Origin of the sequence: Mesorhizobium sp. 8 (assembly GCF_006351905.1) — a bacterium.
GTDB classification, from domain to species: Bacteria; Pseudomonadota; Alphaproteobacteria; order Rhizobiales; family Rhizobiaceae; genus Mesorhizobium; species Mesorhizobium composti.
Genome location: NZ_CP040914.1, coordinates 1,867,051 through 1,885,326 on the forward strand (window position 1 = coordinate 1,867,051; position 18,276 = coordinate 1,885,326).

Annotated in this window: 19 protein-coding genes; 9 read left to right on the top strand and 10 right to left on the bottom strand. The window is 66.4% G+C overall.

From position 1 onward, the window contains the following. The first annotated feature begins 37 nt into the window (after window positions 1–37). The 5 genes from fliR to FGU64_RS09075 all read left to right on the top strand — a co-directional run bounded on the left by fliR (window position 38) and on the right by FGU64_RS09075 (window position 2,767). Window positions 38–799, top strand: a complete 762-nt coding sequence (gene fliR, locus FGU64_RS09055) for a flagellar biosynthetic protein FliR (protein ID WP_139952640.1) — start codon at window positions 38–40, stop codon at window positions 797–799. A gap of 4 nt (window positions 800–803) precedes the next feature. Beyond that, a complete protein-coding gene (locus FGU64_RS09060) occupies window positions 804–1,184 on the top strand; it encodes a hypothetical protein (RefSeq protein ID WP_139952643.1) in 381 nt (126 codons plus the stop codon). Window positions 1,185–1,262: 78 nt separating this feature from the next. Beyond that, window positions 1,263–1,805, top strand: a complete 543-nt coding sequence (locus FGU64_RS09065; protein WP_139952646.1) for a rod-binding protein — start codon at window positions 1,263–1,265, stop codon at window positions 1,803–1,805. A gap of 10 nt (window positions 1,806–1,815) precedes the next feature. Next, the gene (locus FGU64_RS09070; RefSeq protein ID WP_139952648.1) at window positions 1,816–2,241 is read left to right on the top strand and encodes a hypothetical protein; all 426 of its coding nucleotides are present in this window, start codon (window positions 1,816–1,818) and stop codon (window positions 2,239–2,241) included. A 7-nt stretch (window positions 2,242–2,248) separates the two neighbouring features. Beyond that, a complete protein-coding gene (locus FGU64_RS09075) occupies window positions 2,249–2,767 on the top strand; it encodes a hypothetical protein (protein WP_139952651.1) in 519 nt (172 codons plus the stop codon). A 119-nt stretch (window positions 2,768–2,886) separates the two neighbouring features. Here FGU64_RS09075 and denD read toward each other — a convergent pair whose 3' ends face one another. The 4 genes from denD to FGU64_RS09095 are packed head-to-tail and all read right to left on the bottom strand — an operon-like array spanning window position 2,887 to window position 5,860. Continuing rightward, a complete protein-coding gene (denD, locus tag FGU64_RS09080) occupies window positions 2,887–3,852 on the bottom strand; it encodes a D-erythronate dehydrogenase (RefSeq protein ID WP_139952654.1) in 966 nt (321 codons plus the stop codon). Continuing rightward, window positions 3,852–4,061, bottom strand: coding sequence for a hypothetical protein (locus FGU64_RS09085; protein WP_139952657.1), 210 nt, complete (start codon window positions 4,059–4,061; stop codon window positions 3,852–3,854). The genes denD and FGU64_RS09085 overlap by 1 nt, the downstream gene beginning before the upstream one ends. A gap of 55 nt (window positions 4,062–4,116) precedes the next feature. Continuing rightward, complete coding sequence (locus FGU64_RS09090) at window positions 4,117–5,145, bottom strand: cation diffusion facilitator family transporter (protein ID WP_139952660.1); 1,029 nt, start codon at window positions 5,143–5,145, stop codon at window positions 4,117–4,119. A gap of 40 nt (window positions 5,146–5,185) precedes the next feature. Continuing rightward, window positions 5,186–5,860, bottom strand: a complete 675-nt coding sequence (locus FGU64_RS09095) for a GNAT family protein (RefSeq protein WP_139952663.1) — start codon at window positions 5,858–5,860, stop codon at window positions 5,186–5,188. A gap of 85 nt (window positions 5,861–5,945) precedes the next feature. Between FGU64_RS09095 and FGU64_RS09100 the strand changes: the two genes are divergently transcribed. Further along, on the top strand, window positions 5,946–7,133 hold the full coding sequence (locus FGU64_RS09100; RefSeq protein ID WP_139952666.1) for a pyridoxal phosphate-dependent aminotransferase: 1,188 nt from the start codon (window positions 5,946–5,948) through the stop codon (window positions 7,131–7,133). A 12-nt stretch (window positions 7,134–7,145) separates the two neighbouring features. Here the strand turns inward: FGU64_RS09100 and FGU64_RS09105 are convergent, their stop codons facing one another. The 4 genes from FGU64_RS09105 to FGU64_RS09120 form a co-directional block, all read right to left on the bottom strand. Beyond that, window positions 7,146–8,021 carry a helix-turn-helix domain-containing GNAT family N-acetyltransferase gene (locus FGU64_RS09105; RefSeq protein WP_139952669.1) on the bottom strand — a complete coding sequence of 292 codons (876 nt, stop codon included), beginning with the start codon at window positions 8,019–8,021 and terminating at the stop codon, window positions 7,146–7,148. Between the two features lie 81 nt (window positions 8,022–8,102). Beyond that, complete coding sequence (locus FGU64_RS09110) at window positions 8,103–8,858, bottom strand: SDR family oxidoreductase (protein WP_139952673.1); 756 nt, start codon at window positions 8,856–8,858, stop codon at window positions 8,103–8,105. A gap of 193 nt (window positions 8,859–9,051) precedes the next feature. Beyond that, window positions 9,052–9,768 (bottom strand): tellurite resistance TerB family protein, encoded by a 717-nt coding sequence (locus tag FGU64_RS09115; RefSeq protein ID WP_139952676.1) that lies wholly within the window; start codon window positions 9,766–9,768, stop codon window positions 9,052–9,054. Between the two features lie 119 nt (window positions 9,769–9,887). Beyond that, complete coding sequence (locus FGU64_RS09120) at window positions 9,888–10,817, bottom strand: rhodanese-related sulfurtransferase (protein ID WP_139952679.1); 930 nt, start codon at window positions 10,815–10,817, stop codon at window positions 9,888–9,890. Between the two features lie 138 nt (window positions 10,818–10,955). Between FGU64_RS09120 and FGU64_RS09125 the strand changes: the two genes are divergently transcribed. The 3 genes from FGU64_RS09125 to FGU64_RS09135 all read left to right on the top strand — a co-directional run bounded on the left by FGU64_RS09125 (window position 10,956) and on the right by FGU64_RS09135 (window position 14,302). Further along, a complete protein-coding gene (locus tag FGU64_RS09125) occupies window positions 10,956–11,867 on the top strand; it encodes an N-acetylmuramidase domain-containing protein (RefSeq protein ID WP_139952682.1) in 912 nt (303 codons plus the stop codon). Window positions 11,868–11,969: 102 nt separating this feature from the next. Further along, complete coding sequence (locus FGU64_RS09130; protein ID WP_139952685.1) at window positions 11,970–12,632, top strand: 2-dehydro-3-deoxy-phosphogluconate aldolase; 663 nt, start codon at window positions 11,970–11,972, stop codon at window positions 12,630–12,632. Between the two features lie 254 nt (window positions 12,633–12,886). Continuing rightward, window positions 12,887–14,302: a right-handed parallel beta-helix repeat-containing protein gene (locus FGU64_RS09135; protein WP_180375663.1), complete on the top strand. Its 1,416-nt coding sequence runs from the start codon at window positions 12,887–12,889 to the stop codon at window positions 14,300–14,302. Between the two features lie 105 nt (window positions 14,303–14,407). Here the strand turns inward: FGU64_RS09135 and FGU64_RS09140 are convergent, their stop codons facing one another. Then, the gene (locus tag FGU64_RS09140) at window positions 14,408–16,324 is read right to left on the bottom strand and encodes a DUF882 domain-containing protein (protein WP_246671272.1); all 1,917 of its coding nucleotides are present in this window, start codon (window positions 16,322–16,324) and stop codon (window positions 14,408–14,410) included. 300 nt (window positions 16,325–16,624) lie between these two features. Beyond that, window positions 16,625–18,157 carry a sigma-54 dependent transcriptional regulator gene (locus FGU64_RS09145; RefSeq protein WP_139952690.1) on the bottom strand — a complete coding sequence of 511 codons (1,533 nt, stop codon included), beginning with the start codon at window positions 18,155–18,157 and terminating at the stop codon, window positions 16,625–16,627. Window positions 18,158–18,276 lie beyond the last annotated feature (119 nt).

Sequence of the window (18,276 nt, forward strand, 5' to 3'; positions counted from 1 at the left end):
CGACAGAAAACGGCGGACACCGCTGCGCGGACTCTCCGTGAACGCCCTCTCCACCCTCACCGAGACGACCATCCTGGCGGCGTTCCTCGCCTTCTGCCGTGTCGGCGCCTGCTTCATGGTGATGCCGGGCCTTTCAAGCGTGCGCGTGCCGCTGCATGTGCGCCTGTTCGCGGCCATCGCCGTCACCGTCGGCCTGCTCACCTTCCTGTGGGACCGCATCTATCCCTTCGTCGACCCGCATCCCGCGGTGCTGGTGCCGATGATCGCATCGGAACTGCTGGTGGGCGGCCTGATCGGCATCATGACGCGCCTCTATATGGAGGCGCTGCGCTTCATCGGCGCCGGGCTCGCCATGCTGATCGGCTTCAACTCGAATGGCGGAACGGCCGTCGAGGAGCCGGAGCCGCAAGCCCCGCTTGCGGCGCTGATCTCGCTTTCGGCGCTGTTGATGCTGTTCGTCTTCGACTTCCACCACGAGGTGATCCGGGCGCTGGTCGCCTCCTATCAGGTCGCCCCGCTCAACGTCTTCTTCAACCCGCAGGCCGCGCTGGTCGACGTCGCCGACACCATCTCGGACGCCTTCTTCCTCGTCATCCGCCTCGGCAGCCCCTTCGTCGCCTACGCCATCATCGTCAACCTGACAGTCGGATTCGTCAACAAGCTGACGCCGCAGATCCCGGTCTACTTCATCGCCCAGCCGATCATCATCGTCGGCGGCATCGTCATGTTCTATTTCGCCGCCGCCACCATGCTGTCGCTGTTCGCCGACGGCTTCATCGACCTGGCCCTGTCGAGATAGGCCGATGACCGATCGCAAGAACCGCCTGAAGAAGCTGGTCGAGGTGCAGGAGCAGCTGAAGGCCCTGCACGAGACGCGCCGCGCCGGCTTTCTGGCCGAGGCGAACGCCGCCGGACAGGAAGCCGAGGTGCTGGCCGACCGCTTCGACGCCGAGGGTTCGCTGGCCGGCCTGTTTCCGGAACTCTACCACAACCGCATCGCCGGCGCCCTGAGGCGGCAGGATGAAAGCCTGGAGAAGGCCCGCCTCGAGGCAGCGAAGGTGGCAACCGCCACGGCGCGCACCAACATGGTCGAGCGTGCCTACAAGGCGGCACGCCGCGACGACGAACGCCGGCGCGGCGACCGCGAGCGGCTGGAGATCATCGAGCAGAAGCGCGGCAGATAGCGCATCACCGCCGGCAAGCCTGCGGCAAGCTTGTTCGGCGATGATCGGTCGACGGAAACGGCAGAAGGCAGCTTCGGCTTGGCGATCTCTCCCCCCAGCGACATCGTGCTCGACGTCGCCCGCGCGGCCGAGCCTCAGGACATCGAGGCCGCGCGCGCGGCGCTGACGAAACGCGCCGGCGGCGCGGCCGCCACCTTCACCGTCGAAGCGGCAGGTGCTGCGCGCAAAGCGGACACCGAGCAGGCCGGCCCGGCCAGGAACTACCAGCGTTTCGAGGCGATGGTGCTGCAGACCTTCATCCAGAACATGCTGCCCAAGGATGCCGAGGGCGTCTACGGCAAGGGCCTTGCCGGCGACATGTGGAAATCGCAGCTCGCCGAGCACCTCGCCGACGTGATGGCGGATCGCGGCGGCATCGGCATCGCGCGCTCGATGCTGGCCGACTACTATCTCGAAGGCAAGCGCGTGGTGCCGGTGGGCGCCGTCTCCGGCGGGCCGGAACAGGCGGCGCGGGACGCCCAGTCCAGCCTTTCCAATTCGCTCGTGCAGGAAATCCAGCGCCGCATGGTCCGCTCCCTGAGCGACGACCCGGCAGCGGCGACCGCGGCAACGAAGATCTGACAGGGTCACCATGAACGAGTATTCCGAATTCGCCCCCAACCTGCCTGCCCGCACCGGCGTCGCGGACGCGGTGTCCGGCCCGGCCCGGCCCGGCAACCTCGCCGCCATCATCGGCCGCATCGAGGAAGCGGTGGAGGAGGAGACGGCCGGCATCCGCAGCGGCGTTTCGTTCGACCTCAAGGCCTCGAACGCCCGCAAGAGCCGCTACCTCTACGAGCTGAACCGCGCCATGAAGGGACCCGGCCAGGCCGAATTCCTCGCCGAGAACAGCGAGGGACTGACGCGGCTGCGCCAGAAGCTGGCACGCAACGAGGCGGCGATCCTCGCCCACCTCAACGCCGTCAACGAAGTCGCCAACCTGCTCAAGAGCGCCATCCAGAACGCGGAAGCCGACGGCACCTATTCGGCCGGGGAATTCGGCTGGGCGCGCCCGTGAGCCGCCGATGATCAAGTTCATCGTCGCCGCCGTCTGGATTTGCGCCGTCACCGCAGGCGCCGCGATCTATTCGTTCCAGAACGCCGGCGCCAAGGCCGACGACACGCCCAAGCCGCTGCTGGGCGGCCTCGACTACATCAACACCGACATGATCTCGGTGCCGATGGTGAAGGACGCGACCATCCAGGGCTACTTCCTGACCAAGCTCGTCTACACGGTCGATCCGGCCGAGATGGCCAAGCTGTCGGTCCCCGCCTCGGCGCTGATGACCGACCAGGTCTACTCCTACCTCTATTCCAATCCGCAGACCGATTTCACCAACACGGCCGACCTCGACCTCGACGCCTTCCGCAACAACATCCGCGAGACCATCAACAAGCGCATCGGCGCCGACATCGTCCACGACGTGCTGATCGACCAGGTCAACTTCTTGTCCAAGGACGAGATCCGCGACAACGCCGTCCGGCGCAAGGAAGCGCCGAAACCGGCGCCCAAGGAAACGGCCGAGGCCGCGAAGGGCCATTGAGGCCTAAAGCATGTCTCCCGAAAGTGGGACCCGGTTTCGGGACAAAGACATGCGTAAAATCAAGACTCTAAAGCGTGCGGAGCGAATCTGAAAGATCGCGTGACGCTTTAGCGTCGCCCTCAGGCGCCGCGTTCGTCCTCGATATGGGCGCGAATAATCTCGTCGAAACTCTGCTCGGCCGTAAAACCCAGTTCGCGCGCGCGTTTGGCCTCGAAGCGGGTCGGCCAGTTCTTCACGATCGCCCACACCGCCTCGTCCGGCTGCTCGCGGATCAGCGCCACAGCCTTCGCTCCCGCGATCCGCTCCAGTGCCTCGATCTGCTCGCCGACGCTGACGGCCACGCCCGGCATGGTGAGGTTGCGGCGCGGTCCAACCTTGTCGCCGTCGATTTCGGCCGCGTGGACGAGGAAATTCACCGCCGAGCGCGGGCTGGCGTGGGTATGCACGACCGAGCGCGGCACCGGTAGGATCGCCTCCAGCCCCGCAAGCGGCTCGCGGATGATGCCGGAAAAGAAACCGGAGGCGGCCTTGTTCGGCTTGCCGGGCCGGACGCAGATGGTCGGCAGGCGAATGCCGATGCCGTCGAAGAAGCCGCGCCGCGTGTAATCAGCCAGCAGCGCTTCGCCCATCAGCTTCTGCGTGCCGTAGGAGGTGAGCGGGGTGGGATGGAACTCGTCCGGGATCACGTCGGGAAACGGCGCGCCGAACACGGCGATCGATGACGTGTAGACGACGCGCGGCGCATTCTGCGCCAGCCGCAGCGCGTCGAACAGGGCACGCGTGCCGTCGAGGTTGACGCGGTAGCCGAGGTCGAAATTCGCCTCCGCCTCGCCCGAGACGACGCCGGCCAGATGAAACACCACGTCGGGCTTTTCGGCTGCCAGTTCTTCCGCCACGCCCTGCCGGGCAAGGTCGCTGGCATGGGCCGTCACCGCCACACCGTCGAAGACCGGCACCGGCGGCTCGACGATGTCGTACAAGGCGAGCGCGGTGATCTTCTGCCCGCGCAAAGTGCCGTCGCGCACCAGCCGCTCGGTCAGCTTGCGGCCGACCATGCCGGCAGCCCCGGTAATCAGGATGTGCATCAGCGGTTCTCCTTTCGGCGTTGCGCCCTGCCGCGCAGCCAAAGCACGATGAAAAGGGCGAGACCGAACAGCACCGCCGCGAGGGCCGCCAGCACGGTCGAGACGCCGCCGAGCGCCAGCATGATCGTCGGCAGCCAATAGGCAAGCACGCCGAAGCCGACGAGAATGATCAGCGCCGCAATGGCAGCGTTCCTGTTTTCGCGATCCATGGCTGTTCTCCGGCCCAAACCCGCGCGCACCTATATGGGGCTTGTACCAATCCGGCTAGTGGTAGTGGCGGCGGTCGGCGGGAGCGCCATGCAGCGCGCCGTGGGCATGACCATGGCCTTCGTCGTCATGGTCATGACCGCTGCCGCCGTGATGGTGGTCGTGATCGCCGTCCCCGTCGGCGCAGTGGCCGTATTCAGGTTCCACCGTGGCATGTTCGATGCCGTGCTCGGCCGCCAGTCGCGCCTTGATGGCGGTGACGGCGCCATGCGCGTCAATCCCCTCGTTCAGGCAAGCGTGCAGGGTCGCCATCGTGCGGCTGCCGTCCATCGACCAGACATGCATGTGGTGAATGTCCCGAACGCCCGGGACGCTCTCCACGAGGTCGCGCGCCATGCCGTCGCGGTCGAGATGCGGCGGCGTGCCTTCCAGAAGCACGTGCGCGGCATCGCGCATCAGCCGCCAGGCCGTCGTCAGGATCAACACCGCTACCAGTACGGAGAGGATCGGGTCGATCGGCGTCCAGCCGGTGGCGAGGATGACCAGCGCGGCGGCGATCGCCGCCACCGAACCGAGCAGGTCGCCAAGCACATGCAGGATGGCGCCGCGCATATTCAGGCTGTCGCGATCGCCGCCATGCAGGATGAGGAAGCCGGCGATGTTGACCACCAGCCCGAGCACGGCGACGACCAGCATCGGCCCGCCCAGGATCGGCGGCGGCGACTGGAAGCGCTGCCAGGCCTCGTAGCAGATCCACAATGCGACAACGAAGATGGCGATGCCGTTGGTGTAGGCCACCAGCGTCTTGACCCGGCCGAAGCCATAGGTCAGGCGGCTGTTGGCCGGCCGCTCGCCGAGGTGGAAGGCATACCAGGCAAGTCCCAGCGCCAGGCTGTCGGTCAGCATGTGACCGGCGTCGGCCAGCAGCGCCAGCGAGCCGGTCAGCCAGCCGCCGAGGGCCTCGGCGACCATGAAACCGCCGGTCAGGCAGGCGGCGAGCAGAACCCGGCGCTTGTCGGTCGAACCGTGGACATGGCCCGCGCCATGGTCATGCGAGTGTCCCTCGTGGGAATGACCTTGCGCCATGACGGAACCTTTCGCGTAACAAAATAACCTTACGCCTCAATCACTTACGGAAATCCTCGAGGCGTTTTTTCTGTACGCCTTCGCCGTCGAAGTTGCTAGGGGCGAGCCAGTCCTCATAGGCTTTTTTGAGTACCGGCCATTCCTTGTCGATGATCGAGAACCAGGCCGTGTCGCGGTTCTTGCCCTTGACGACCTTGTCTTGCCGGAAGATGCCCTCGAAGGTGAAGCCGAAACGTTCCGCCGCCCGCTTGGAGGGACGGTTGTCGTTGTCGCACTTCCATTCGTAGCGCCGGTAGCCGAGCTCGTCGAAGGCATAGCGGGTGAACAGGAACTGCGCTTCGGTCGCCGCCGGCGTGCGCGCCATTTGCGGCCCCCAATAGATGTTGCCGATCTCGATGACACCGTGCGCCGGCTCGATGCGCATCAGCGTCTGGCGACCGACCACCTTGCCGCTGGCCTTGTCGATGACGGCGAAGTGCAGCGGATCGGGACTGGCCTCCGCCTTCTCCAGCCACGGCTGGAATTCGGCGCGCGTCTTCGGCGGATAGTCCGGCAGCCAGCGGAACCGTTCCATCGCGTCGGGCACCGAGGAGACCGCGAACAGATCGTCCCCGTGCCTTGCCGCGCTCAGCGGCTCCAGCCGGACCAGCCGCCCTTCCATAACCTTGCGCTCGGGCCGCGGCCGCGGCTGCCAGTCTTTCAGATCTTCGGACATGGGAATGACTTTCTGGAGTTTGACAGATGCCGCGAAGCCTCCCAAAAATGCCGACCCGCCATTAGCGCCAATCTGGACCAACAAAATGCTCCACACGATCGCAGCCTTCGACCGTCTCGGCGAGGAAAACGCCTTCGCCGTGCTGGCGCGGGCGACCGCGCTCGCCCATGAGGGCCGCGACATCGTCAACCTCGGCATCGGCCAGCCGGATTTCCGCACGCCCGACCATATTGTCGAGGCGGCGATCAAGGCGTTGCGCGACGGCCACCATGGCTACACGCCGGCCAATGGCCTTTTGGCGACGCGCGAGGCGGTGGTGCGCCGCACGCTGGCGACGACCGGCATCGAGGTCTCGCCCGAGAGCGTCATGATCCTGCCCGGCGGCAAGCCGACCATGTTCGCCGCCATCCTGATGTTCGGCGAGCCGGGCGCGGAAATCCTCTATCCCGATCCCGGCTTTCCCATCTATCGCTCGATGATCGAGTTTACCGGGGCGAGGCCGGTGCCGGTGCCGATCCGCGAGGAAAACGGCTTCGCCTTCTCGGCGGAAGAAACGCTGTCGCTGATCACGCCGAGGACGCGGCTGCTGATCCTCAACTCGCCGGCCAACCCGACCGGCGGCGTCACCCCGCGTGCCGAGATCGAGAAGCTGGCGAAGGGGTTGGAGAAGCACCCGGACGTCGCCATCCTCTCCGACGAGATCTACGACGTCATGACTTATGACGGCGAGAAACACACCTCGCTGCTGCAATTCCCCGAAATCCGCGACCGGCTGATCGTGCTCAACGGCTGGTCGAAAACATGGGCGATGACCGGCTGGCGCATGGGCTGGTCGATCTGGCCGAACGGCGAGAAAGGCGCCCATCTCTACGACAAGGTGCGCAAGCTGGCGGTCAATTGCTGGTCCTGCGTCAACGCGCCCAGCCAATATGCCGGCATCGCTGCCATCGACGGGCCGCAGGACGAGGTGGAGAAGATGATGGCTGCCTTCGACCGCCGCCGCCGTATCGTGGTGGAAGGACTGAACGCCATTCCCGGCATCTCCTGCGTCACGCCGAAAGGCGCCTTCTACGCCTTCCCCAACGTCTCGGCCACCGGCCGCAAGGCGAAGGAACTGGCCTCGGCGCTGCTGGAGGAAGCCGGCGTCGCGCTGATCGGCGGTCCGGATTTCGGCGTGCTCGGCGAAGGCTACATGCGCCTGTCCTACGCCAATTCCGAGGAGAACATTTTACGCGCGCTGGAGCGCATCCAGGCGTTTCTGGACAAGAGTTAAGAGGCGTAAGGCCTACAGCCCCTTCTCGAACCAGTGGTCGGCGTAGGGGTTGTCGTTGTAGCGGCCGATCTCGCGATAGCCGCGCTTGAGATACATGGCCTTCGCCTCGGTCAGCGTCCGGTTCGTGTCGAGAAGCACGCGCCGGCAGCCGATCTCGCCGGCCAGCGCCTCCAGCCGGTCCATCAGCCGCCCGGCGACGCCCATGCCGCGCGCGGCGGGCGAAACCCACACCCGCTTGATCTCGCCGGTCGTCGCATCGAGCCGCTTCAGCGCGCCGCAAGCGATCGCCTCGCCGTCCAGCCGGGCCAGCAGAAGCCAGCCGACAGGCGGCGTCATGTCAGCCGTGCCGAAGGAGCCGCCCTCGAAGCCGCCTTCGAAACGCTCGGCCAGCTCGCCGATATAGGCGTCCAGGCACCGGCGAGCGTCGGCGCTGTCGGCGGCTTCGGACGCGACCGTCACGGAAGCTGCCCGCAAAAGCTGTTCGACCTCGCCCATCGCGGCGACGAGGCGCTGCCGCTGCGCATCGCCGAGCGGCGCCAGGAGATCGCGGGCGAAATCGTCGGACAGTGTGTCGTAGGCGGAAAATTCCTCCCTGCCCTTTGCCGTCAGCGCGACGTCGCGGGCGCGTCCGTCCTCCCGGCTTTTTCGCAATTCGACAACGCCCTGATTTTCGAGCGAGCGCAGCAGACGGCTGAGATAGCCGGAATCGAGGCCGAGCCGCTGGCGCAACGCCGCAAGATCGGTCGCACCCGAACTGCCGAGTTCGAAGATCAGCCGCGCCTCGCCGAGCGGCCGCCCGCGCGCCAGATAGCTGTCGCCCAGCGCGCCGATGCGCTGGGTGACGAGCCGGTTGAAGCGGCGGACTTGCTGGATGTCTTGCGATTGCATTACCTGACTTTAGTCAGATATTTTTCGCTGCGCAAGAGAGGGACCGCGTAAGATCGAGATCGGACGAAGCGGCGTCGGGCCTCAACCGCGCCCGACATAGGGCATTTTGGTCGCCATCACGGTCATGAACAGCACATTGGCGTCGAGCGGCAGGCCGGCCATGTGCAGCATGGCGTCGGCCACGTGCCGCACGTCCATCACCGCTTCGGCGGCGACCGTGCCGTTGGCCTGCGGCACGCCCACCGTCATCGGCACGGCCATGTCTGTCAACGCGTTGCCGATGTCGATCTGCCCGCAGGCGATATCGAAGGGCCGTCCGTCCAGCGCCAGCGTTTTCGTCAGGCCGGTGATGGCGTGCTTGGTGGCGGTGTAGGGCACCGAGCCGGGGCGTGGCGCGTAGGCCGACACCGAGCCGTTGTTGACGATGCGGCCGCCCTGCGGGCTCTGGCGCCGCATCTGGCGGAAGGCGGCGCGGGCGCACAGGAAGGAACCGGTGAGGTTCACGCCGACCACGTCGTTCCACACCTCCACCGGAATTTCGTCGATCGGCGTCGACTTGTAGCCCATGCCGGCATTGTTGAAGAGCAGGTCGACGCGGCCGAACGTCTCGACCGCCTTGGCAAACAACGCGTCCACTTCGTCGGCCTTGCTGATGTCGCAAGCAACCGCCAGCCCTTGCCCTTGCGTGGGACCTGCGGCGGCGATCGCCTCGTCCAACAGTGCCTTGCGGCGGCCGCAGAACACCGTATTCCACCCGGCGTTCAGCAACGCGCCGGCGACGGCCTTGCCGATGCCGGTGCCCGCGCCGGTGACGATGGCTGTCTTGCTTGCGCTCATGAGATCCTCCCGAAACGACCGTGGCATCGCAGATGCCGCCGCCGCTGGCAAGCCGCTCGCGGACCGCCGCACAAAAAGGGCGGTCATTGGCGACCGCCCTCTAATCTGAACCGGCTTGGGAGGAGGAAAACCGATCCGACTGGTGAAAATGATGCGCTTGTTCGGTTAACGAAAGATTAACGATGAAACCGCCCTACGCAGCCGGCACCTTGGCCGCCGACACCGTCGCCTCGATATGGTCGACCAGCGCGTCGGGCAGCCCGAGGCGGCCGGCGAGCAGGTCGAGATAGCCGCGCTCGGCGCGCGTATCCGGTTCGATGGCCAGCCGCGAAGCGGTATAGAGTTCGACCTTCTGCGCCTCCGTCCGCGCCGCCGCGACCAGCGCGCCGAGATCGAGCGGTGCTTCGAGTTCCTTGCGCATGAACGCCTCGGCCTCGCCGCCGATGCCCGACAGGCTGAGCTTGTCGCCGATCTTCTTGCGTTCCTCGTCGTCTATATGGCCGTCGGCCTTGGCCGCCGCGATCATGGCGCGCACCAGCGTCAGCGCGAACTCGTCCTCGCCCTGCGGCGCCGAGGCGGGGTGGAAATCCGTGCCGGCCGGCGGCGGCAAAAGCTCCGGCTGGCGCGCCGCCGGCGCATCGGCCGCAACCGGCTGGTCGCCGTTCTTGTAGTTTTGGTAAGCCTTGTAGGCGAGCCCGCCGATAGCGGCGATGCCGCCGAGCTTGATCGCCGTGCCAGTCAACTGCCGTCCGGCACCCGTGCCGAGCAGCACGGCCGCCAGCGCGCCGGCTGCAAGCGGATTATCCTTCGCCATCTGCACCGCCTGCCCGGCCTTGTCGCGCACGGTTCCTTCCGTGCCGGGGATTTTGGAGCCGAGCAGGTCGTCGAGCAGTTTCTTGGGATCGAACATCAAGTCCTCCGGGTCAGGCGCCGCCGGCGCGGCAGGGATCGATTGCCTGGCAGACATAGGTGGCCTGACGCCGACTTTCCACCGAAACGCGCGACAAGCCTGGCGTCGCGCCGGCCGGGTCAGCTTCCGATATGCGCCGCCGCGCCGCGCTTGCGGGCGAGTTCCACCTGTCGATGCCGCTCGGCATAGCGGTCGCGGTCGGCATCCGAGCGCTCGTCATGGCAATGGGGACAGGAGACGCCGGCGACGTAGTGCGGCGATTGCCGGTCCTGCGACGTCAGCGGGCGGCGGCAAGCGCGGCAAAGCTCCGCCTCGCCCTCTTCCAGCCCGTGCGACACCGAAACCCGCTCGTCGAAGACGAAGCATTCGCCCTGCCACAGGCTCTCGGCGTGCGGCACTTCCTCCAGATATTTCAGGATGCCGCCCTTGAGGTGGAAGACCTCATCGATGCCGAGCGCCTTCACATAGGCCGTCGCCTTCTCGCAACGTATGCCGCCGGTGCAGAACATGGCGACCTTCCTGCCCTCCAGGTTGGCGCGATGCTCGTCCACCCAGCCGGGGAACTGCCGGAAGCTGGCCGTTTGCGGATCGAGCGCGCCGCGAAAGCTGCCCAGCGAGACTTCGTAGGCGTTGCGGGTGTCGATGACGACCGTATCGGGATCGGAGATCAGCGCGTTCCACTCCGACGGTTCGACATAGGTGCCGGCGCTCATGGCCGGGTCGATGCCCTCGACGCCCATGGTGACGATCTCGCGCTTCAGCCTGACCTTCATGCGGTGGAACGGCATGTCGACCGCATGGCTGTACTTGACGTCGAGTCCGTCGAGGCCGGGCAGCGCTTGCAGATGGGCGACAAGCTCGCAAATCGCTTCCGCGGTCCCCGCGACAGTGCCGTTGATGCCCTCGGGCGCCAGCAGCAGCGTGCCCTTGATGCCCCGCGCGCAACAGAAGGCGGCGAGCGGCGCGCGCAGTTCCTCATGCCCGTCCAGGCGGGCAAAGCGATAAAGCGCGGCAACGCGAAACAGCGGCTTGGACGGGGATAAATCCATGACCGCTCCGTAACCGCTCGGTCGATCCGTTTCAAGCTGGACAGGCTTTCCACGCCGAATAGGGCATGGCGAAAACGTGCAAGATATTCACGCCTTTCCAAAACGGACGATACTTGGTCTTCAACCGAAGGGCCAAAAATGTTCAGCAAGGACGTCGTCAGCGAGATTACCGAAGCCGCCAAGGCGCTCGATCTCGAACCGGCTTCGCTGCTGGCGGTCGCCGAGGTCGAGAGCGGCGGCAAAGCCTTCGCACTCGTAGCCGGCCGCCGCGAACCGCTGATCCGCTTCGAGGGCCACTATTTCGACCGCCGGCTCGACGAGGATCGGCGCGCTCTGGCGCGCGAAAAAGGGCTGGCCTCGCCAGTGGCCGGGGCGATCGCCAATCCCGCCACGCAGGAAGCCCGCTGGCGCATGCTCAAGGAAGCGGCCGCGATCGACGCGAAGGCAGCCTACGAGTCGGTTTCGTGGGGCCTCGGGCAGGTGATGGGCGCGCATTGGAACTGGCTGGGATTTGCCAGCGTCGATGCCTTGGTGACGGAAGCTCGCTCCGGCATCGCCGGCCAGATCCGGCTGATGGCGCTCTATATCGAAAAGGCCGGGCTGGCCGGCGCGCTGCGCGACGGCGACTGGAACGCCTTCGCGCGCGGTTACAACGGCCCCGCCTACAAGCAATATGGCTATGACACCAAAATCGCCGCCGCCTATGCGCGCTATGGCGGAAAGAACGTCGGCAAAGACAGCGTCGCCACGGACGGCGGCATGGGCTCCGGTCCCGTCCTGCTCGGCCGCGGCGCGAAAGGCGAGGCCGTGACAGAATTGCAGCGCGACCTCCTCGCCCTAGGTTACGCGCTCGACGCCGATGGCGCCTTCGGCCCGGCAACGGCCGCAGCCGTCATGCGCTTCCAAGAGGACAATGGCCTCATGGCGGACGGCATCGCCGGGCCGGCGACGCAGGCGGCTCTTCGCGCCGCGCTGAGCAGGAACGGCCCCCTCGTCCGGCTCTGGAGCTGGCTCAGGCAACGGCTTTCCGGCCTGTTCGGAGGCGCCTGATGCAAGACGCCGCGTGGACTTCACCGGACCGGTCTGCTAGACGGACGCTAAATCGGTTGAAAGCTGTTTCGACCGAACTAGCCGCAGCATCGGAGGCTCGACATGGCGACCAAGGGAACCCAGAGCGGGGCGAGCAAGACCGAAAGGCTGCTGGCGCTGCTGGACGGCCAGCCTGTCATCCCGGTGCTGAAGATTACGGATGTGGCGCATGCCGTGCCGCTGGCGCGTGCGCTCGCCCGCGGCGGGCTGAAGGCGATCGAGATCACGCTGCGCACGCCGGACGCGCTGGAGTGCATCCGCCGCGTCGCGGCCGAGGTGCCGGAAGCGGTTGTCGGCGCCGGCACCATCCTGTCCGCCAGCCAGTTCGACGAGGCGGCCTCGGCGGGCTCGAAATTCATCGTCAGCCCCGGCATCACGCGCGAACTGCTGGTGGCTGCGGAGCCCAGCGAGGTGCCGCTGCTGCCGGGCGCCATCACGCCCGGCGAGATCATGGCCGCGCGCGAGGCGGGGCTCGACTTCCTGAAATTCTTCCCGGCGGAACAGGCCGGCGGCGCCGCTTTCCTCAAGGCGCTCGCCTCGCCGATCGCCGATGTCAGGTTCTGCCCGACGGGCGGCATCGGCCCGAAGAACGCGGCCGACTATCTCGGCCTGCCCAACGTTCTGTGCGTCGGCGGCTCATGGGTCGCGCCCGACGATCTGGTCAAGGCCGGCCGCTGGGACGAGATCGAGGCGCTGGCCAAGGCGGCGAGCGCGCTCGCCCGCTAGGCCCGACCGGGCAGGAAGACGCCAGGCCTAGGGCGGCCTTTTACCGGGTGTCCCGTACGCGGCCCCATCTTGCCGCCTTCCTTCGCGATCCTTCGGGCCGCGTCCTTCTTTTCTTTACCACATCGCAACGGCCGGCGGCGACGCCGAAGCCGATGCCGAGCGATCCCGGCCGCCCGAGCGGCGCGGGCCTGTCGATTCGTGCCTGAAATCCGGGCCGGTCGAAACCATCACCAGAAACGAAAATGGAGCCTTACATGAGAAGACAGGGATTCGGATTCTGCCTGGCTTTCTATCTATGCGCGACCGCGCTTGCCCTCGCCGGTCCGACAAGCGGCAATGTGATGAACTATGGCGCTGTCGGCGACGGCACGACCGACGACACCGCGGCCTTCAACCTCTGCCTCGCCCACAACACGGTCTGCTGGGTTGATCCGGCGAAGACCTATGCCGTCGGCGACGTCAGGATGAACGACGGAAACAGGCTCGCCGGCCTCGGCGTCGTCGAATACGGCACCGAAACGGCAAGCACCACCAATGCCCGCCCCGTCCTCGTCGCGGTGTCCGGGGCGACCCAGATTCTCGACGTCAGCGGCGTCACGGAAGGCGCCGCCGTCGAGGGTGTCTTCATCGACTGTAGGAATTCCGGCATCAACGGGATTTCGGGCGGCAGCTTTCAGTTGACCGTCGAGGATACGACCGTCGTCGGATGCGACGTCGGGTTCGGAGGCGGCGCGTACACCGGCGGCGCTCATGTCCTCAACAGCACGTTCGGCAACAATGTGACCGGGATAGAGAACCTGATCGATTCCTTCGTCGTCAATGCCGACCTCGCCAACAACACCGGCGACGGCATCTATCTCGGCACCGGGGCCAATGCCAACACGATCGTCAACAGCCGTTTCGAGTGGAACCAGGGGTTCGGCCTCGAAAGCTACGGTGGCACGAACAACAACAGCATTTCGAACTCGCTGTTCGACCGCAACTACAAGGCTGGCCTGCGCCTCGTCGGCGTCACCGGCATGACCGTCTCCAATTCGGTGTTCTCCCGCAACGGCCGCAACAATGTCGGCCCCGACGAGAATGCCCAGATCTACATCAGCGGCTCGAAGAACGTCAGCATAAGCGGCGGCCTGAGCGTCGTCGGCAGCGATGACGGCGGCACGGGACCGGTCACGCCGGCCTATGTGTTCTCCTACGATACGGGAACCTCGAGCTCCGACGTCACCGTCTCGGGCTTCGCCACCAGCGGGCTGTTCAACACCTCGACCAATCCGAACGGATCGTTCACCGTGGCGGTCGTCGAGGGCAGCGAGCCGACCGCCGGCTACAACGTGTCCGGCGTAAGCGACATTCCCGACACGGCACGGACAGCCACCGGCATCACGGCCTATGCCAGCGGCGGCCAGACCAACGCGACATTGCTGCAGGCCAGCGTCAACACGATCGCGACCGCTTCCGCCGCGAATGCCTCCGTCAAGCTCGCGGCCTGCGTGCCCGGTCGCCAGCAGACCGTCGCCAACCTGGGCGCGAACAGCGTCCAGGTTTTCGGCACCAGCCCCAACACCATCAACGGCGCCGCTACGGCAACCGGTGTGGCCCAGGCCGCCGGCAAGATCGCCACCTATATCTGCACCGGTTCGGGGAATTGGACGCGGCTGTTGAGCAACTGACGGCCAGCGGGCCGGTAACGAACCCATAAGACAAAGCCGCGCCGGAAATTCCGGCGCGGCCTTTTTATTACTGGATCGGTGGCAAGACGGATCCGGCTTGCGTCATTACTTCTGGCCGAAGCGGGCCACCGAGATGAACTTCACGGCCGAGCCGGTGAAGCGGTGCGCTTCGCCCATCTCGTCGGTGTTGGTGAACCCGGTGGTGTAGACCTCGACGGGCGCGGTGCGCACCAGATTGTAGGCCAGACGCGGCTGCGCATTCGTTTCGGTGGCGGCCGCTTCGTTGACGGCGTCCTCGCCGTCGAGCGCCCAGCGCGCCAGTTTTGGCGGAGCCGGCAGCACCACTGCCTTCGGGCCGGGCTTGGCGTCCCGGGCGTTGGCGCGCGCTTCCTTCGGCGTCGTCTTGACACTGCCGCCGACCGCCGCGACGGGATCGGAACCGGCCGGACGAGCCGCAACCGCCAACCGCGGCGATGCATCGACGCCGGACGGATCACTGAAGGCCGAACGCGGCGGCATCGCCGTCAGCGAGGCGACCTGGTAGTCGTCGGTCGAAACCTTCTCCAGCATGGCCTTGACCTCGTCGGGCCTTGCCACGTCGGGCCGCTCGGACGGCACGGTGGACAGGGCCTGCGCCGACAGCGCCTGGCTGGCGCCGTTGCCCTGCGCGGTGTCCGCCAGCGCCAGAAGCACGGCCTGCTGGTTGCCGATCTGCTGATCGGGGGCGGGCGAATGCTGGGGACGCCAAGTCGGCAAGGGCACGCCGGCAACGGTCGCCTGCTCGTCCTGCACGGAAGCCGTCGCATCGGCCTTGCCGAACGGCATGCTGTCTGGCGTCGGCGCGGCAGAAGCCACCTGCACCGGCTGGACATCCACGGTCGGACGCTGCGCGGATGTATCGGCCATGCCGAACGGAACCGTCTCGGGCGTCTCGGGCACATCGGCCCGGGCCATCGCCTCGACGCCGACATCGGCCTTAGGCCGCGGCGCAAAGGCCGGCAGCGGCACGTCGCGCGCCGGCAGCGCCGCGATGATGGTTTCCGGTGTCGCAGGCGCTTCCTGCTCGGCCGTCGGCGCCTCGTCGGCGGCGTCCTCGACCATCGGGATGTCGGCGCGCTGCGCCCTGTCGGGCGAAACGATGGCAATGCCGGGCTGGGTCTTGGCGGTCGGGGCCGCCTTGGCGACCTTGGCCCTCGGCGCCGGAGCGGCAGAGGCCACATCGGCCTCGTCTTCCGCCTCGTCGGCACCGCCGCCGAACAGTGCCGTCCACAGCGTGCCGGACTTCCCGGAGCCGCCGGCGCTGGCCAGTTCGATGTTGGGTGTGCCGCTCGACTTGCGCGCCTTGTATGCGGCCAGTGCCACCTCGTAGCCGGGCAGCGGCTTGCCGTCGGAGGGCACATGCAGGGTCTTGCCGTTCGGGAACACGCGCGCCAGTTCCTGGCGGCTGATGCCGGGCCAATGGCGCACATTGCCGACGTCCATGTGGACGAAGGGCGAGCCCGAGGTCGGATAATAGCCGACGCCGCCGCCTTGCATCTTCAGGCCGATGTTGCGCAGCGTCTTCAAGGGCACGCCGGGGATGTAGAAATCCAGCGCCTTGCCGAGCATATGCTGGCTCTTCTGCGCCACGCCCCTGGAACGGCTGCGCAGCATGGAATTGGTGGCCGGCGCACGGTAGCCGCAGATGACCTGGATGTAGCTGGTGGCGCCGCTCTCGCGATAGGCCTCCCAGACCAGGTCGAGCAGGCGCGGATCCATCTTGACCGGCTCGTTGCGGCGCCAGTCGCGCAGGATGTAGTTGATCTTCTTCAAGCCCTCCGGAACGTAGCGGCCGTTGCGCTTGTAGACGATCTCCGCCTTCTCATGCGTATGCAGATGATAGAACTTCAGCGAGCGTGTCTCGGCACTGGCCGTGACTGCCGTCGTCGAAAGGAAGCCAAGGGCGAGAGCCGCCGCTGCCAGCCATTTCGACCAGCCCGCGCTGAAGTGCCGCCCGTTTGTGAGTCGTTCGATTCTGTTCAAATCAAAAGGCCTTGCAGGCTGCCGTTTGTCCCCGGATTTGACCAAACGGACGTGAGTACGCCCGAATATCGATCCTATTGGTTAATCATCGCTTATTGAAGCAAATTGCGCCAACACCATGGCGGCAACGCGGCGAAAAAGCTACTCCGCCACACTTGGTAAACCGCTGGTTTAGATCACAATTCCCCGTTTTCGCGAACACGATCCGTTACCGGCTGCCACATTGCGTGAAAAGGCCTGTAACGGCACGCGACTTCGATATCCGGCGGGCAGGGAACCGACGGCAGCCGGCCGATTCGCTTAGGAGGCGAGCCGCTCGAGGCGCCCGGCCTCGGGATCGATGCCGTATTCCTTAAGCTTGCGGTAGAGCGTCGAGCGACCGATGCCGAGACGCCTGGCTACCTCGCTCATCTGGCCGTTGTAGCGGTCGATGGCGAGCTTGATCATTTCGAGTTCGACGGCGGCGAGCGAGCGCACATTGCCGCGCTCGTCGAGCGCGCGCAGCGAACCGAACGGCTCGGCAGGCGGCATCGGCGGCTCGCTGGCCGAAGCTTCGACCTCACGACGTTCCGGCGAAACCGCGACCGCCGCCATGTCGGCCTTCGCCGCTTGCGAATCCGCGTCGGCGCCGAGATCGACGACGCCCTCCACCTGAGCGCGGATCTGCGGAAATTCTTCCGGCGTCAGCATCGTGCCTTCGGCCAGCACCGAGGCACGGTAGACGGCGTTCTCGAGCTGGCGGATGTTGCCCGGCCAGTCGTAGGCGGCAAGCATAGCCAGTGTCTCGTCGGTGATGCCGTCGATGCGCCGGTGCGGGTCGGTCGCGCCGACCCGCTGCATGAAATGCCGGACCAGATGCGGAATGTCGTCGCGCCGCTCGCGCAGCGGCGGCACATGGATGGGATAGACGTTGAGGCGATAGAACAGGTCCTCGCGGAAGGCGCCGTCCCTGACCCGCTGCAACAGGTCGCGATGCGTCGCCGAGATCAGCCTGATGTCGACCTTGACGGTGGCCCTGCCACCGACCGGGTCGACCTCGCCCTCCTGCACGGCGCGCAGGAGCTTGACCTGCACGTCGAGCGGCAGGTCGCCGATCTCGTCGAGGAACAGCGTGCCGCCATGCGCCTCGACGAACTTGCCGGTGTGCTTTTCCGTCGCGCCGGTGAAGGAGCCCTTCTCGTGGCCGAACAGGATCGATTCCACCAGATTGTCCGGAATGGCGCCGCAATTGACGGTGACGAAGGCCTTCGAGCGGCGCTCGCCAGACCCCTGGATGGCGCGCGCCACTAGTTCCTTGCCGACGCCCGATTCGCCTTCGATGAGGATCGGGATGTTGGAGGCAGCCGCCTTCTGGCCGAGCCGGATCACGCGATCCATGGCGGGGCTCTGCGTAATCATGTCCTTGAAGGTGAGCGAGCCGCCGCTGCGGCGCGCGCCGCGCTTCACCTCGCCCTCGACCGCCTCCACCTTCAGCGCGTTGGCGATCGCGGTTTGCAGGCGGTCCGGCGAGGCCGGCTTGACGACGAAGTCGAAGGCGCCGTGGCGCATCGCCTGCACCACCGTCTCGATGCCGCCCTGCGCCGTCTGCACGATGACGGGCACATGGATGGCGCGCTCGCGCATAGCCTTCAGGACGCCGATGCCGTCCAGGCCCGGCATGGCGAGATCGAGGATCATCGCCGAGATGTCGCGGGCGCCGGGGCCGTCGAGCGCGCTCAAGCCGGCCTCCCCGCCCTCGGCTACGACGGTAGCATGGCCGAAACGGATCACCGCCGCCTCCAGCAGGCGCCGCTGCACCGGATCGTCATCGACTATGAGGATTGAACCTGTCATCGGTCGTTCGAATTCTCAGGCTGCACGGTTCTGCCCTATGGATCATCCTGGCACAGGGTTCTAAATAAGCTTTCAAAAAAGCCGGTGAACGAATTGCTTCGCATTTGACCGGCTTTCCG